Below are 15873 nucleotides of genomic sequence, written 5' to 3' on the forward strand. Positions count from 1 at the left end.
CGCCTGACCGGGTGACCCCACTCCGGGGCCGGAGCGGACAACCCGACTGATGGTAGCCCCGGGTGCGAGGCGCCGTACGGCCCGACACTTGGCTCAACTAGGCCGGAAATGGCCTGAGCTGACGTTGTGTCAGTCAACAACTGGGTGAGCCTGGCAGTCATGTGACTGGATGTCAGTCGAATTGACGGATCGTCAGGCCTAATTCTCGATCGTGATCCACGCCACAGCGAATGCTGCTCCCTTCGGGTGGCGGGCCCGGCTTCCCGGCCCGGTTCCGGCCCGGCCGCCGGGCCCGCCAAGGCGTCGGAGCGGTGTCCGAGAGGCGCCGGAGAGAGACCCGAATGGCGCCCGAATGGTGTCAGGGCGGTCAGCGGAAGCGGTGCAGGTACTCCTGGAGGAACGCCTCCAGGGTGCGCGGGGCGCGCCCGGTGAGGTGGGCGAGGGTGCCGTCGGGTGCCTCCCGGCGGACCGTCGCGAGCTGCTGGATCTCCACCACGTGGGAGGCCAGCCAGGGCGGCATCCCGGCCCGCTCGACCAAGTGGGCGTGCAGCCCGGCCGGGGGCAGGTCGAGGTAGCGGACCGGGCGGCCGAGCAGCTGGCCGAGCAGCCCGGTGAGCTCCGGGTAGCTGTACGCCCGGCCGCCGGTGAGCGGATACGTTCCGCCGGCGAGCTCCGGGCGGGTGAGCACCTCGGCCGCGGCGTCGCCGATGTCCCGGGCGTCGACGTAGTTGCAGCGGGCCTGGCCCATGGCACCGTGCACCACCCCGGCGGCGGCGATGCCGGGGGCCAGCAGCAGCAGCTTCTGCATGAACGCGTACGGCCGCAGCACCGTCGCGGTGACGCCGGACGTGCGCAGGCGCTCCTCGACCAGGTGGTGGCCGCGCGAGACGGCCACGGGGGAGTCCGGTTCGGCTGCGGGTGCGGAGATCTTGACGATGTGCTCCACGCCGCTCTCGACCGCAGCGTCGATCGCGGCCAGCTCGTGCTGGACCTGGTGCGGGCCGTTGGCCATGGTGAGGAAGAGCTGGTGCGCGCCACGGAAGGCTTCGCGCAGGGAGTTCGGGTCGACGGCGTCGGCCGGGAGCGTCTCGGTCAGTGCGAGGGTCCGGTCGTCGAGGCCGGCCGCGAGGCGGGCGGGGTCGCGGCTGAGTGCGCGGCTCGGTGCACCGAGGGCGGCGAGGCTGCGCAGGGTGGCACCGCCGGTGGCGCCTCCGGCGCCCATGACGACGATCATGAGGTCTGTCCTTCCGGTCGGGTGGAGAGTCGGTGCTGCGGGGATCGGGTCCGGCGGCTGCCGCGCCAGCGCCAGGTGATCACGGTGGCCGCGATCGCCGACGAGACCGGCAGGTCGATCGGAAGGCGGCCGGGCCAGGGGCTGGTGGCGAGCCCGTGGATCTGCGGCAGCCAGTGCGCGGCCGCGAGGCCGACGGCGAGTGCGACGGCTGCGGCGGCCAGGCCGAGTGCGGGGGCCAGCAGGGCGCGCGGTGCCCGGCCGCCCGGGGAGCGGTTGGGTCGGCGTCGCAGGGCGGAGCCGACCAGGGTGGCGACGACGGCCGAGGTGCCGCCGATCGTGGTGGCCGCGGCGATCATCAGCTGCGGCTGGTGCGTGACGGCCCCGCCGATGCCGGCCATCACGGCGGGCATCGCGTAGGCGACGAGGACCTCCCGCCACAGGGTGAAGGGGGGCGGTGCGCCGGGTGCTTTCTTGCTCATGGGCTTCTCCTGCGGAGGTGTTGGGGTGAAGTGATTAGGTGGCTAACTATTAGTGCTTAGGTTCCTAACTATTGGGTCGTGAAGCCGGCGGGCCGCCTTGCGCGGCCCGCCGTTCTCGACCGGGTCAGTCCGCGGTCAGCGCGTCGGCACCCTCGACCACCCTGGCCAGGAGGTCGAGGAAGGTGGCGCGCTCCTCGACCGAGAGCCCGCCGACCAGTGCCTGCATCCGGGCGAAGTGCTCGGGCGCCAGATCGCGCAGCCGCTGCGCGCCGCGTGCGGTGAGGACCACCACGTTGGCGCGGCCGTCCTCGGCGGACGGACGGCGGACCACCAGGCCCTCCCGCTCCAGGCCGTCCACCAGGCCGGTCACGGTCGCCCGCGAGACGCCGAGGCCGGCCGCGAGCTGGGAGGGCGACTTCTCGCCGCCGTGGTCCTCCAGGTCGGCCAGCAGTCGGTAGCGGCCGGTGGAGAGCCCGAACCGGGCGAAGTGCACCTCCCCGGCCTGGCCGATCCGGGCGCCCGCCGCCATCAGCCGGGCCGCGACCAGGATCGCCTGCGGGTCGGCCGTGAGGCCGTAGCGGGCGATCTGGCGGCGCGCCTGGTCGAGAGTGGGGGCGCCGCTGCCGGCGTCGGGGCGTTGTGTCATGAAAGTAATATGGCGCCTCATCAGTTTCCCGGTCAAGTCGACGGCCCGCACCGACCGGGTTCCCGGACGGTGCGGGCCGCGGTGACGCCGGCCCCTCCGGGGCCGAGGGTGGCCGGGCGGTGCGCCCAGGGCGAGTCTCGTCATTCCCGGCGTCGCGCGCCCGGCGGGAACGGCGGGACACGTCCTACGCGGCGCGGCGCGCGCCGCCGTCCGCACCTTCCTGGCCGACCAGGGCGTGCCCGACCCCGACGGGCGGACCGCCACCCTGCTGGCCTGCGTCGACGGACTGGTCTTCGACCGGCTGGTGGGCGGCGGGGAAGTCCGCGTGGACGAGGTCCAGGGGCTGGTGGCGGCTGCGCTGCGCGGGGCGGCCGGACGGTAGGGCGTTTCTTCGAACTCCCGTCGCTTGGAGGCAGTTTGAAAAGGCACCCCCGGCGGGGTGTGGCGGCCTCGCCGCATGAAATGCCGTAGGGCGGCGCTCCGGCGGCCCGGATGCGGCGGTGGCCGGGGTGGTGGCTCGGTGGTGACGAGCAGTCAGGTCAATCAACCGTCAAGTTGGTTCATTCACAGAATAATCCGGTCGCAAAGTGGACGGCATCGAAACATTTACGCTGCTTCCAGGTCTTCACATGGAGATCTCAGACTGACAGGCTGGGGCCGCCCTTTCAGTACTGAGGAGGTTCCTTGTCCCGTATATCCACGCTGGCCGGAGCGGTCACCTGCGCCCTCGCCCTCGTCACCGGTAGTGCTGTCGCGGCATCGGCAGCGCCGATAGACCTGGCGCCGGGTGCGGCGGCCGAGGCGAAGGTCGCCGCTGTCAACTGGACCCCGTGTAACCCCGACCCGAGCAAGCCGGACCCAGGTATCTACGACTGTGCCGTGTACCCGGTTCCGCTGGACTATGACAACCCGTCGGGTGAGAAGATCGGCATCGCCATGATGCGCCGGCGGGCGAGCGACCCGTCCAAGCGGATCGGCTCGCTGTTCCTCAACCCGGGCGGCCCGGGTGGTAGCGGCTACCTGTGGGCGACCACCACCCGGTTCGGTACCGAGGTGCAGTCGCGCTTCGACCTGGTCGGTTTCGACCCCCGTGGCGTGGCCCGGAGCAACCCGCTCAAGTGCTTCAAGACCCAGGAGGACGCCGACGCGGTCAACGGCCGCATGGTCGGCGTGCCGGTCACCAAGGCCGAGATCAACGAGACGCTGGACGCGGACCAGGACTACACCGACGCGTGCAGCAAGAACGCCGGCCCGCTGATCGAGCACATGTCGACCATCAACGTGGTCCGCGACCTCGACCGGATGCGCCGCGCCGTCGGCGACTCCCAGCTCAACTTCGCCGGGTTCTCCTACGGCACCCTGATCGGCGCGACCTACGCCGGGATGTACCCGAACAAGGTGCGCACGATCATCGTCGACGGCAACGTCGACCCGAACCTGCGCCTGCACGACGGCCTGGAGTACGACCGTCAGCGGGCGGGCGGCTTCGAGCTGGCCCTGGACGAGTTCCTGAAGCGCTGCCAGGCCGCCGGCGCCCCGCGTTGCGCCTTCGGCGAGGGCGACACCCGGGCCAAGTTCGACCAGCTCCGCGACCACCTGCGGACCAGCCCGGTCACCCTGCCGAACGGCTCCCAGGTGACGCTGAGCACCTTCACCAGCGAGGTGGCCAGCGCGCTGTACTCGCAGGCCAAGCTGGCGCCGCTGGCCAAGTCGCTGCAGGCGACGTACCAGCTGGTCCAGAAGCCGGCCGCGAACACGCTGATGGCGCCGAAGGCGACCGTCTCGGACGACGACGCCAACATCCTCGCGGTGAACGCCCCGCGGGCGCTGCGCGAGGCCCCGGCCGACTCCGAGTACACCGCCGACGACTCCTACATGGGCGTCAACTGCCAGGACAAGCCGTACCCGTCGAACGACCGGGTCTTCCCGAACGTCGCCAAGGCCTGGGAGAAGGAGTCGCCGACCTTCGGCCGCTACCAGGCCTTCGACGCGCCCGCCTGCGCGAGCTGGCCGGCCCCGGCCCGGGACGCCGAGCGCTTCAGCGGCCCGTGGAACAAGAAGACCTCGAACACCGTCATGGTGATCGGCAACCTCTACGACCCGGCCACCCAGTACAAGTTCGCCCAGCGGATGCAGCAGCAGCTGGGCAACGCCGTGCTGGTCAGCGTGGACTCGATCGAGCACTGTGCCGTCGGCCGCAGCCAGGCGCTGAACGCGCTGGTCACCCGCTACCTGGTCGACGGCACCGCGCCGAAGCCGGGCCAACTGCTGAAGCCGGACGCGGCGATCTTCCCGGCGGCCTGACGGGGCTGAGCGGCCTGACGGGGCCGAGCGGTCGGCCGGTGCCGGCCCGCGCGGCCCGCAAGGCCCGCCCGGCAGGACTGGCCGCGCGGCCCCCGGAGGCCTGAGGTACGTGTGAACGGATGTGGTGGTCGGCGGCGCCGGCCACCACATCCGCGTTTTCCGGCCGAGCCCCCGGAGGACGGCGTGAACGCGGACGGCCGTGCGAAAGCGGATGACGGCGCGAACCGGGTATGCGGCGTGAATGCGGCGGTGGATCGCCATCCGGCCCTCCTCGGAAACGAGTTCTTCTCGGATTCTTCTCGGATGTCGGGGACCGTAGCCGATACCACTGACACTGATAGTTCAATCGGCCGCCGGGCCCGCAGCGGCCTGGGACCTGCGCTGATTCGTCCAAAATGACGTACTGTCACACTAGTTCGTTAAAGGATTCCCACCCTCGAATACCTGTGTTAGCGTGCCGCCGCCAGCTTCTCTCATCGCCGAGAAAGTGAGGTCGGGCCATGGAGGGCGCATTCTCCCGACGGGGATTCCTGGGCACCGCCGGTGCGGCGGCGGCCGGGGTGTCCGGCGGCTCGACGGGCACGGCGGCCGCCGCCGGGGCGCGTCGGGAGCCGCCGGAGGGGCGGTCGGTCCGGCCGGGCGATCCCCGCTACCGGACGCTCGGCCAGGGCTTCAACCAGCGCTGGCGCAGCAGCCCCGCCCACATCCGCCTGGTGGCCGACGAGGCCGACGCCGTGGGCGAGTTGAACCGGGCGCTGGACCACGGGATGCGGCCGACCGTCCGCGGCGGCGGCCACTGCTACGAGGGCTTCGTCGACAACGACGGGGGCGTCATCCTCGACCTCAGCATGATGCGGGGTGTCGTCGCCGCCACGGACAAGTTCGGCCGTCCGACGTACTGCGTGGAGGGCGGGGCCACCAACTGGGACGTCTACACCACGCTCTTCCGCGCGTACGCGGTGACGCTGCCGGCCGGGTCCTGCTACTCGGTCGGCGCGGGCGGGCACATCTGCGGCGGCGGGTTCGGCCTGCTCTCGCGGCGGCACGGGCTCACCGTGGACCACCTGGTCCAGGTCGACGTGGTCACCGTGCGGGGCGGCACCGCTGTGGTGACCAGGGCGCACCGCGACGACGGCGAGGGCTCCCCGGAGGCGGACCTCTTCTGGGCCCACACCGGGGGCGGCGGCGGGAACTTCGGGGTGGTGCTGCGCTACCACTTCGCGGTCGGCGTGCCGAAGCCGCCGCCCCGGGTCTGGCTCAGCAGCGTCGCCTGGCCCTGGGGCGAACTGGTGGAGCGGCCCGGCGACTTCGAGACCCTGGTGCGCAACTTCGGCGCCTTCATGGCCGAGCACAGCGGCCCGCGGGAGCCGACCTACCAGGGCCTGTTCGCGATCCTCAAGCTCACCCACCGCTCCAACGGGAACGTCGTCCTGGTGAGCCAGTGGGACGGTGACGACCCGGGGCCGCTCGACGCGTTCCTGGCGGCCGTCGAGCGCGGGATGGCGACGCGTTCGGTGGTCCAGACCCACAGCGCCGGCGGGCTGTTCCTGCCCTACCCGGAGAAGCGTCGCCAACTGCCCTGGTTCCAGGCCACCATGACGCTCAACCCGTCGGGCGACAACCAGCGCGGCAAGTACAAGTCGGCCTACCACCGCGAGCCGTTCAGCCGGGCCCAGATCGCCACCTTCTGGGACTGGCTGGTGCGGGACGTCGAGGGCGTGGACCTCACGAAGACGCTGGTGCAGATCGACTCCTACGGCTGCCGGATCAACACCCGCGGGCCCGAGGAGACCGCCGTCCCCCAGCGCGACTCGATCATGAAGCTCCAGTACCAGACGTACTGGACCGACGAGGCCCAGGACGCCGACCACCTGGCGTACCTCGGCGGGCTCTACCGGGACGTCTACCGGGAGACCGGCGGTGTCCCGGAGATCGACACCGCGACGGACGGCGCCTACGTCAACTACCCGGACGTCGACCTGGGCACGGCCGACCAGTCGGACCCGGCCTACCAGCGGCTCTACTACAAGGGGAACTACCCGCGGCTGCAGCGCACCAAGGCGTACTGGGACGGCGCGGAGGTGTTCCACCACGCTCAGTCGATCACCCTCCCCGGGGCCTGACCGGGAGGGGGCCCGCCACCGGATGCGCGAGCCGCCGTAGGGGCGCAGGGTCGAGGTATGAGCGGAGTGGTCGTGCTGGTCGAGCTGGAGCCGTCCACCGAGGTGCTGGACGCGGGCGAGGTCGACGTGGGCGCGCGGATTCGCTGGGTGCACGCGGCGCCGACGGATCCGGACGTGCCGGAGGATCCGGGGCCGGTGACCTTCTGCGGCCTCGACACGGCGGACCTCGAACGGGAGCCCTACCGCCCGGCCGGGCCCGGCGAGCCGTGGTACCCGCCGTCCCAGCGCACCCGGCGGTGCCGAGCCTGCGAGGCGGTGCTCAAGGCGCCCTGAACGGGCTCGCGGAGCGCGGCCGGTTCCACCACCGGCCGCGCCCGGGAGCGCGGGCCCGCCCGACCGGACAGGCCCGCCCGACCGAACGGCCCGGACAGGCCGGCGCACCCCGGGCCACCCCTACGCGGCCGGCTTCGCCGCCTCCTCGACGATCCGCCCGTCACGCAGCTCGATCACCCGGTCGGCGAGTTCCATCAGCGTCGGGTCGTGGGTGGCGACCACCACGGTGACGCCCTCGCTGCGGACGACGGCGCGCAGCAGCTGCATGATCGAGCGGCCGGTCTCCGAGTCCAGCTGGCCGGTCGGCTCGTCGGCGATGATCAGGCCGGGCTCGTTGGCCAGCGCGCGGGCGATGGCGACGCGCTGCTGCTGGCCGCCGGAGAGCTCGCCGGGCCGCTGGTTGGCCTGGTCGGCGAGGCCGACGAGGGCCAGCAGGGTGTGCGCGCGCTCCTCGCGTTCGGCGGCCGAGACCTTGCGCAGCCGCATTGGCACGCCGACGTTCTCGGCGGCGGTGAGCATCGGGATCAGCCCGAAGGACTGGAAGACGAAGCCGATCCGCTCCCGCCGCAGGGCGAGCCGGCCGTCCTCGTCCAGTTCGGCGAGGTCGGTGCCGTCCAGGGCGATGCTGCCGGCGGTCGGGGCGTCCAGGCCGCCGACCAGGTTGAGCAGGGTGGTCTTGCCGGAGCCGGACCGGCCCTTGAGCGCGGCGAGTTCGCCGCGGCCGACGGTGAAGGAGACGCCGCGCAGCGCGTGCACGGTCCGCTCGCCGGTGCCGAAGCTGCGCCGGAGGTCGGTCACGGCCACCATCGGGGCGTTGGTGGTGGCGGTGGCCTGAGGCTGCGTCATTGAGGCTTCCCCCTGTGTGTGTCTACCCAGTGTCTACGGACGGGTGGCGCCACGGGTTCACGGTTTCGGGCGGCGATTTCCGGGGTGCGGGTCGGCGTTCCCAAAGGCGTGCTGTGGAGCCTGAGTTATGAAATGTTCATGGCATTCTGGCGGGCGCCCGAAGTGCGGGTGCTGCCAATGCAAGGAATTTGCTCATTACTTACTTGTTAGCGCAAGTCCCTTCCGTTCCTGGATCGAATCTGACAGAGTCGTCCGCTATCCGGTGATCAAATGCCGGTGATCATTGCGTTGATGTGCCCTAAGTGTGTCCATTCGTGGCCGAGTTGTGACCGAATCGGATCGATGAACGGGGCTGGGACGCGACCTGGGGACGTAAAGACCGGGGAGGAACTTGATGCTCGGCTTCGTCGTGCGCCGACTGCGCGGGCGACTGCCGCTGGCTGCCGCCGTGTTGCTCGCTGTACTGATCACCACGGCCGTGCTGACCGCGCTGGTGGCGTTCAACCGCAGTGTCGGCGAGGCCGGTCTGCGGCAGGCGCTCCAGGGGCCAGGACATGCTCGGACCACGGTCGTGGTGACCGCCGAACACGGGCTCGACCAGCGTGCGAAGGACGAGGCGGAGCTCGCCGCCTACCGCGGCAGGCTCTTCGGGGACCTGCCCGTGCGCACCGACAGCCTGCTGCGCAGCCGCTCCTACGGCCTGCCGGACGGTGCCGGCACCACCGGTACCAACGGGACCAGCGGCGCCACCAGCACCAGCGGCGCCCCCGGGTCCGCGGTCCCCGGACCCGGGACCCAGCCCGACCTGACGGTCCTCGCCGACCTCGACCGCGACCGGACCCGCCTGCTCGCCGGCGCGTGGCCCGCCGCGGCCTCCGGCCCGGTCCAGGCCGCCGCCCCGCAGGTCGCCGTCCCGCAGACCATGCTGGCGCGGCTCGGCCTCACCGACCAGGCCCTGCCCGCCGATGTGCAGGTGGCGGACCGCCTCGGCGGCAAGTCGCTGACCGTCCGCGTCACCGGCGTCTACCGGGCCGTCGACCCGACCGACGCGTACTGGCGCATCGACCCGGTCGGCGGCCACGAGGTCGAGGTCAGCGGCTTCACCACCTACGGCCCGATGCTGGTCGACCAGAGCGCCTTCACCACCGGCGGGTTGGTGCAGAGCAGCCGCAGCTGGCTGCTCGACGCCGACTTCGCGGGCATCGGTCGCTCCGCGGCGGAGGCCATGGGCGACCGCGCCCAGGGCCTCGCCGACGACCTGCAGACCCGCGCCAGCATCAGCTCGCGGACCGAACTGCCAGACATCCTGCGCGAGTTGTCCTCCAGCATGATGGTCGCCCGGACCACCCTGCTGATCGGCGCCCTCCAGCTGGCCGTGCTCGCCGTCGCGGCGCTGCTGCTGGTCGTCAACCTGATCGCGACCCGGCAGACGGCCGAGAACGAGCTGCTCGCCGCCCGCGGCGCCTCCGGCGCCCGGCTCGGCGCCTTCACCGCGACGGAGTCGCTGCTGCTCGCCCTGCCCGCCGCGCTGCTGGCCCCCCTGCTGACTCCGTTCCTGGTCCGCGCCCTGGCCGGCTTCGGGAGCGACCACCAGGTGCCCCTGGACACCGGCATCAGCTGGTCGCTCTGGCCGATCGCCGTGCTCTGCGCCTTCGCCTGCGTCCTGCTGGCCAGCCTGCCCAGCCTCCTGCGCGGCGCCGGAGCCGCCCTGCGCAGCCGCTCCGGCCGCCGCCAGGCCCTGGTCTCCGGCATCGCGCGCAACGGCGGCGACCTCGCCGTGCTCGCCCTGGCCGTGCTCGCCTACCAGCAGCTCAGCCAGTACGGCGGCGGGCTGTCCACCGACTCCTCCGGCCGGCTCGGCGTGGACCTGCTGCTGGTCGCCACCCCGACCCTGGCGCTCTGCGCCGGCACCCTGGTGGTGCTGCGCCTGCTGCCGCTCGCCGCCAGGCTCGGTGCCCGGGTGGCCGCCCGCGGCCGTGGCCTCGGCCCGGCCCTGGTCGGCTGGCAGCTGGCCCGTCGGCCCGCCCGTGCCACCGGCCCCGTGCTGCTGCTGGTGATGGCCGTGGCCACCGGCGTGCTGGCGCTCGGCCAGCACGCCACCTGGACCGCCTCCCAGCGCGACCAGGCCGCCTTCAACACGCTCGGCGGCCTGCGGATCTCCGCCTCGCACAACGCCCTGATGGGCCAGGGCGGCCGCTACGGCGCGCTGCCCGGCGGCGACCGGCTGGTCCCGTTGGTGCGCGAGGAGCAGTCCCTGCCCAACGGCAAGGGGCAACTGGTCGCCGTGGACACCGCCGCCTTCGCCGAGCGCGTCCCGGTCCGCTCCGACCTGCTCGGCGGGCGCACCCGCGAGGACCTGTTCGGGTCGCTCGCCCAGCCCGCCCCCACCGGGCCGCAGGCCGGCCTGGAACTGCCCGGCCACCCGCTGCGGATCGACGCGGAGGTCACCGTCCAGCAGCCGGAGCAGCAGGCCGGGACGCCCGGCGGCAGGACTGGTCCGTCGCTTCACCCGGAGGCCAGGTTGCTGCTGCGCGACCGCTTCGGCATGATCCACAAGGTCTCGCTGGGCACGCTCCCGCTGACCGGCGACGCCAAGGTCTCGGCCTCGCTGACCACGCTGGTCGACGCCCCGCTCGGCTCGGCCGCCGCGCCGTTGACCGTGGTCGGCGTGATCGTCGCCTTCGGCGACCGGTCCAACGGGGAGCTGACCGTCCACCGGCTGTCCGTCTCCGACAGCGCCGACGGCCCCGCGACCGCCGTCCAGGTGCCGGCCGGCTTCGGCTGGACGGCGACGGCGCCCCCCGTCCGGGCCATCGGCGACGTGGTGCCCGGGCCGGCCGCCGTCCTCGGATCCGAACCGACCGGCGCCGACCGCTTGTTCACCATCCGCTACCGCTTCGCCAACGGCCTCGGGGACATGGTCCGCGCCGTCCTCCAGCCGACCGGGACGAGCGTGCCGGCCACCGTGTCCGGCATCGTCACCCGCGACTACCTGAAGGTCGTCGGCGGCTCCGTCGGCGACACCGTCCAGGTGCCGTTCTCCGGGATCGTCCTGCCGGTCAAGATCACCGCCGTGGTCGACGCCCTGCCGGCGGCCGGCCTCAACGCGCTCATGGTCGACCTCTCCACCACGGCCCGGCTGCTGGCCGCACAGGGCGGCGAACTGCCCAACCGCGCCGAGTGGTGGCTGCCCGCCACCGGCCCCGGCGACTGGACCCCCGCCGAGGCCGCCGCCGCACTGCGCGCCGCCCCCGGCGCCCAGGACGTCCAGCTCTACGAGGAGGCCGTCGAGGACCTGCTCAGCGACCCGGTCGGCGCCGCTCCGCAGAGCGCGCTCATGGTCATCGCGGTCGTCACCGGGGTGCTCGCCGCGATCGGCTTCGGCGCCGCCGTGGCCGCCTCCGCCCGCGAACGCTCCCGGGACTCCGCCCTGCTGCTCGCGCTGGGCGCCCGCCGCAAGCAGGTGACCCGCACCATGGCCGCCGAACAGGCCCTCCTGGTCGCCCTCGGCGGGGCCGTCGGACTGGCCCTCGGCACGCTGCTCGTCCACCTGATCGTGCCGTTCGTCGTGCTGACGCCGGCCGCCCGCCGCCCGACGCCCGGGGCGCTGATCGAGCTGCCGCTCGGCCAGGCGCTACTGCTCACGGCCGCGATCGCCGTCGTTCCCCTGTTGTCGGCCTTCCTGATCGGACGCCGCCGTCGAGACGTGGCCGCCCGGCTGCGCCACGTGGAGGAGATGTGACCACCAAGGCCGGCACCACCGTGCCCACCCCTTCGCCCGCGCCCGCCCACGGCCCCGCGCCCTGGGTCCGCACCCGGCTGCGCGCGACGCCGCTGGCCACCCTGCTCATGGCGGCGCTCGCCTTCGTCACCGTGTTCATGGCGGCGGCCTTCCCGCGCGTCGTCGACCGGGGCGCGGACAGCGCCCTGCGGGACTTCGTGCACCAGAAGGGCGTCAACGCGACCAGCCTGCAAGCCACCTCCGAGCCGAACCTGAGCGACCCGACCTCCGCTCTCGACGACGTGCAGCAGAAGCTGACCGCGGAGATCGGCCGGAACCTGCCGCTCACCGAGACCAGCCAGCTCTACGGCAGCCGGGCCAAGTCCCCGCGCAAGATGTTCAACGAGGGCTACGCCCGTCTCTCCGACCATCCGCCGGTGCTCGGCCTGCTGTACCTGCACGGGCTCAAGGAGCTCGTGACCCTCACCGACGGCGTCTGGCCGGGCCCCGCGGCCGAGGGCGCACCCCTGCCGATGATCGTCAGCCAGAAGGCCGCCGAGACCATCGGCGTCAAGCTCGGTGACGTCGTCGACAACGGCAGCGACCTGACCGGCCGGACCCGGTCCACCGTGGTCGGCTTCTACCGCGTCAACAACCCCACCGACCCGACCTGGGACGACATCGGCTGTCCCGCCCGCGCCTGCCTGGAGGGCCAGGGCACGGAGCTCCACTGGGCGACCACCGGTTTCGTCGGCGACAGCGGCCTGCACCAGCTGATCCTCTGGGGCAACGGCGGCGTGAACTTCTGGCGGCTGCCCGTCGACTCCGGCGCCCTGCGCGCCGACCAGCTGGCCGAGACCCGCGCCACCGTCGGCTCCTACCTGGTCGGGCGCGGCGCCACCACCCTCGCCGACGTGACCAAGCGCCCGGACCTGCACGTCACCTCGCTCCTGCCCGACGTCTTCACCCGGGCCACCGCCCGCTACGACGCCGCGGCCCCGCTGGCCGCGATCGGACCGGCCGGAGTGGCGGGGGTGGCCGTCGTGGTGCTGTGTCTCGCGGCGGCCCTCACCGCCGACCGGCGCACCGCCGAACTCCGGCTGCTCCAGGCCCGCGGCGGCTCGCGCGGCGGCATCCTGCTGCGCCTGCTCGGCGAGGGCGCGGCGACCGTGCTGCCCTCCGCCCTGCTCGGAACGGCCCTCGCCCTGGTGCTGCTGCCCACCCCCCGGTGGGGCAACGCCCTGCTCACCGCCCTGGCGGTCACCCTGATCGCCGTGCTGGCCTTCCCGGCGCGCGCCGCCGTACTGCTGTCCCCGCCGAAGGCCGTGGCCGGCTGGCGCCGACTCGTCGGCGAACTCGCCGTCCTGGCCGTCACCGCCGCGGCCGTGGCCGAGGTCCGCCGCCGCGGCGTCGCCCCCGGCAACGGCCTGGACCCGCTGCTGGTGGCCGCCCCGCTGATGCTCGCCCTCACCGGCGGCCTGCTGCTGGCCCGGATCCAGCCGCTGGTGGTCGGCTGGCTGGCCGCCCTCGCCGGGCGTGGCCGCGGCCTGATCGGCTTCCTCGGCCTGGCCCGCGCCGCCCGCGACAGCTCGGGCCGCCGCCGGCCCTCCGCGCTGCCGCTGCTCGCCCTGGTGATCGCCGTCACCACGACCGGCTTCGGCGCCACCGTGCTCGACACCGTGGACAGCGTCCGGCTGCGCGCCGGCCGGATCGCCACCGGCGGTGACGTCTCCGTCACCCTGCCGGTCTACGCGACCCTGCCGGAGGCGTTCACCACGGCCGCCGCCGAACTGCCCGGCGTACGGGCCGCGACCGGCGTGTGGGTCGAGCCCGGGGCCTTCTTCACCGGCGCCGACGGCGACTCCACCTCGGCCATCCTCGTGGTGGCCGAGCCGAAGGCCTACGCCGAGATCGCCCGGACCTTCGGGGTGGGCGAGTTCGACCCGGCGGTGCTCGCCGGCACCCCCGGCGGCCCGGACACCCCGGTGCCGGCACTGTTCAGCAGCGGCCTGTCCAAGCAACTGGCCGGCGGCCCGCCCCGGCTGCGCACGCCCAACGGGGGCCAACTGCGCACCACCGTCGCCGGGATCGTCACCGGCACCCCCGCCCTGCCGGACCCCGGCAAGCCGTTCATGGTGGTGCCTGTCGGGCCCGCCTCCGAGCGCCTTCCGGAGCTCAAGCGGACGAACAAGTGGCTCTCCGCCGGCAACGTCGACGCCGGCCAGGTCAGGAACCTGCTCCTGGACCGGGGCCTGACCACCGCCACGGGCCTCGCCAAGCTGATCCGGGACGAGGCCGTGGCCGCCGGCAAGGGCAGCTACGGGCTGCCCCCCGGGTACACGGTCCGCAGCAGCCACGAGGTGGCCGCCACGCTCGCCGCCGACCCGCTGCAGCGCTCCGCGGAACGCCTGTTCTGGTACTCGGGTGCCGCCGGCGCCGGGTTCGCCCTGCTGGCCGTCCTGCTGACACTGGTCCGGGCCGCCCCCGAGCGCACGGCCCTGCTGGCCCGACTGCGCACCATGGGCCTGCGGCCCCGGCAGGGGCTGGCGCTGATCATCACCGAGACGCTGCCGCAGGCCCTGGTGGCGGCCGTCGGCGGCGGGCTGGTCGCGCTGGCGGCGGTCGGACTGCTCGGGTCGGCCTTCGACCTGTCGGCGCTGGTCGGCGCCAACGTCGGCGACGTGCTGACCCCCGTCCTGCTGCCGGTGCTGCTGCCCACGGCGGGCCTGGCGCTGGTGGTCTGCCTCGGGGTGGTCCTGGAGACGGCCGTCTCCGGCCGGCGCCAGATCGCCACCGAACTGCGGGCGGGGGACCAGCGGTGAGGGCGGGAGGAGCGGTACGGGCCGTGACACCGGCGCCGGCCGCCGGGACCGTGGGGACCGTCAAGGTCGTCGAGATTTTCAGGACCGTCAGGACCTTCAGGACCGCCAGGACCTCTAGGACAGTCAAGACAGGAGACGAGCGGTGAAGAGCACTCCCCAGGAGCAGCCGGTCGCCGAGGCCCCCAGCTTGCAGGAGCTCCGGCAGCGGGCCCTCGCCGCCGCCTCGCCCAAGGCGTACGGCGAGGGCGCGGCCATCGTCTGCGACCGGCTGGTGCGGATCTTCAGCGCCGAGGGCGTCGAGGTCCAGGCGTTGCAGGGCTTGGAGCTGACCATCCAGCAGGGCGACCTGGTCGCCCTGGTCGGTGCCTCCGGCAGCGGCAAGTCGACCCTGCTGACCATCCTGGCCGGGCTCGACGTGCCGACCGCCGGAAGCGCCACCGTCGCCGGCTGCGACCTGCTGGAGATGTCCGCCCGGGAGCGGCTGCGCTACCGGCGCGAGGTGGTCGGCTTCATCTGGCAGCAGACCGCCCGCAACCTGCTGCCCTTCCTCACCGCCGCCGAGAACATCGCCCTTCCGATGCAACTGCGCGGGCGCCGGGCCGGGGCCGGGCGGGCCAAGCAGCAGGCCGACCGGGTGGCCGAGCTGCTGGAGGCGCTGGAGATCGGCGACCTCGCCCACCGCCGCCCCAACGAGCTCTCCGGCGGCCAGCAGCAGCGGGTCGCGATCGCGGTGGCGATGGCCAACAACCCGCCGGTGCTGCTCGCCGACGAGCCCACCGGCGAACTGGACTCCGAAACCGCGGGGGTGATCTTCGAGTCCTTCCGCACCGTCAACCGCGAACTCGGCGCCACCGTCGTCATCGTCACCCACGACCCGATGGTCGCGGGCGAGGTGCGCCGCACGGTCGCCATCCGGGACGGCCGGACCAGCAGCGAGGTGCTGCGCCGCACCGTCACGGACGAGCACGGCGAGGAGTCGGTCAACGAGCGCGAGTACGTGATGCTGGACCGCACCGGCCGGGTGCAGCTGCCGGTCAAGTTCCTGGAGGCGCTCGGGATGGAGCACCGGGTGGCGGTCGACCTCGCGGCCGACCACATCGAGGTCCGTCCGGACGACATCGCCGGGCACTGAGGCGCCGGGCACCGAGGAAGCGGGTGGGCGGCGGCCGTCGGGTCCGTCAGCTGTCGCCGCCCATCCGCTGGAAGAGCCCGCTGCCTTCGGCGTCCGCGCGCAGGTCGGGTGCGTCCTCACCGGCGCGCTCGCCCCGGGCGGTGGCGGTGCAGAGGGCGAAGACGAGCACTGCACTGGCCGCGACGGCGAGGATTCCGAGTGCGGTCAGGACGCGTAGCCAGGTCAAGGAAGTG

12 protein-coding genes are annotated in these 15873 nt (G+C 73.3%); 7 read left to right on the forward strand and 5 right to left on the reverse strand.

Annotated elements, in window-relative coordinates:
• Positions 1–367: 367 nt before the first annotated feature.
• The 3 genes from AC07BF_RS12355 to AC07BF_RS12365 form a co-directional block, all read right to left on the reverse strand.
• A complete protein-coding gene (locus AC07BF_RS12355) occupies positions 368–1234 on the reverse strand; it encodes an NmrA family NAD(P)-binding protein (protein ID WP_478333330.1) in 867 nt (288 codons plus the stop codon).
• Complete coding sequence (locus AC07BF_RS12360) at positions 1231–1713, reverse strand: hypothetical protein (RefSeq protein WP_478333331.1); 483 nt, start codon at positions 1711–1713, stop codon at positions 1231–1233. The genes AC07BF_RS12355 and AC07BF_RS12360 overlap by 4 nt, the downstream gene beginning before the upstream one ends.
• Before the next feature lie 124 nt (positions 1714–1837).
• Positions 1838–2359: a MarR family winged helix-turn-helix transcriptional regulator gene (locus AC07BF_RS12365; protein WP_363373080.1), complete on the reverse strand. Its 522-nt coding sequence runs from the start codon at positions 2357–2359 to the stop codon at positions 1838–1840.
• A 142-nt stretch (positions 2360–2501) separates the two neighbouring features.
• Here AC07BF_RS12365 and AC07BF_RS12370 point away from each other — a divergent pair, with 142 nt between their 5' ends.
• From AC07BF_RS12370 to AC07BF_RS12385, 4 genes are all read left to right on the forward strand, one after another.
• A complete protein-coding gene (locus AC07BF_RS12370; protein WP_478333351.1) occupies positions 2502–2741 on the forward strand; it encodes a hypothetical protein in 240 nt (79 codons plus the stop codon).
• Between the two features lie 302 nt (positions 2742–3043).
• Entirely contained in the window at positions 3044–4663 is a 1620-nt protein-coding gene (locus tag AC07BF_RS12375; protein ID WP_363585578.1) for an alpha/beta hydrolase, read from the forward strand.
• Between the two features lie 500 nt (positions 4664–5163).
• Entirely contained in the window at positions 5164–6786 is a 1623-nt protein-coding gene (locus AC07BF_RS12380) for an FAD-binding oxidoreductase (protein ID WP_478333332.1), read from the forward strand.
• Positions 6787–6843: 57 nt separating this feature from the next.
• Positions 6844–7119: a hypothetical protein gene (locus tag AC07BF_RS12385; protein ID WP_478333333.1), complete on the forward strand. Its 276-nt coding sequence runs from the start codon at positions 6844–6846 to the stop codon at positions 7117–7119.
• 120 nt (positions 7120–7239) lie between these two features.
• Here AC07BF_RS12385 and AC07BF_RS12390 read toward each other — a convergent pair whose 3' ends face one another.
• Complete coding sequence (locus AC07BF_RS12390; RefSeq protein WP_363585575.1) at positions 7240–7965, reverse strand: ABC transporter ATP-binding protein; 726 nt, start codon at positions 7963–7965, stop codon at positions 7240–7242.
• Positions 7966–8359: 394 nt separating this feature from the next.
• Between AC07BF_RS12390 and AC07BF_RS12395 the strand changes: the two genes are divergently transcribed.
• The 3 genes from AC07BF_RS12395 to AC07BF_RS12405 all read left to right on the forward strand — a co-directional run bounded on the left by AC07BF_RS12395 (position 8360) and on the right by AC07BF_RS12405 (position 15640).
• Positions 8360–11707, forward strand: a complete 3348-nt coding sequence (locus AC07BF_RS12395; protein ID WP_478333334.1) for an ABC transporter permease — start codon at positions 8360–8362, stop codon at positions 11705–11707.
• Complete coding sequence (locus AC07BF_RS12400) at positions 11704–14508, forward strand: hypothetical protein (RefSeq protein WP_400810193.1); 2805 nt, start codon at positions 11704–11706, stop codon at positions 14506–14508. The genes AC07BF_RS12395 and AC07BF_RS12400 overlap by 4 nt, the downstream gene beginning before the upstream one ends.
• A gap of 142 nt (positions 14509–14650) precedes the next feature.
• A complete protein-coding gene (locus tag AC07BF_RS12405; protein WP_363621811.1) occupies positions 14651–15640 on the forward strand; it encodes an ABC transporter ATP-binding protein in 990 nt (329 codons plus the stop codon).
• A gap of 46 nt (positions 15641–15686) precedes the next feature.
• Here AC07BF_RS12405 and AC07BF_RS12410 read toward each other — a convergent pair whose 3' ends face one another.
• Positions 15687–15866 (reverse strand): hypothetical protein, encoded by a 180-nt coding sequence (locus tag AC07BF_RS12410; protein WP_363621809.1) that lies wholly within the window; start codon positions 15864–15866, stop codon positions 15687–15689.
• Positions 15867–15873 lie beyond the last annotated feature (7 nt).

The organism is Kitasatospora sp. NPDC043950 (assembly GCF_056435345.1).

Excerpts from the sequence above, each read along its gene's own strand:
- AC07BF_RS12395 (WP_478333334.1), top strand. The coding sequence starts at position 8,360 with ATGCTCGGCTTCGTCGTGCGCCGACTGCGCGGGCGACTGCCGCTGGCT.
- AC07BF_RS12385 (WP_478333333.1), top strand. The coding sequence starts at position 6,844 with ATGAGCGGAGTGGTCGTGCTGGTCGAGCTGGAGCCGTCCACCGAGGTG.
- AC07BF_RS12365 (WP_363373080.1), bottom strand. The coding sequence starts at position 2,359 with ATGACACAACGCCCCGACGCCGGCAGCGGCGCCCCCACTCTCGACCAG.
- AC07BF_RS12380 (WP_478333332.1), top strand. The coding sequence starts at position 5,164 with ATGGAGGGCGCATTCTCCCGACGGGGATTCCTGGGCACCGCCGGTGCG.
- AC07BF_RS12355 (WP_478333330.1), bottom strand. The coding sequence starts at position 1,234 with ATGATCGTCGTCATGGGCGCCGGAGGCGCCACCGGCGGTGCCACCCTG.
- AC07BF_RS12360 (WP_478333331.1), bottom strand. The coding sequence starts at position 1,713 with ATGAGCAAGAAAGCACCCGGCGCACCGCCCCCCTTCACCCTGTGGCGG.
- AC07BF_RS12390 (WP_363585575.1), bottom strand. The coding sequence starts at position 7,965 with ATGACGCAGCCTCAGGCCACCGCCACCACCAACGCCCCGATGGTGGCC.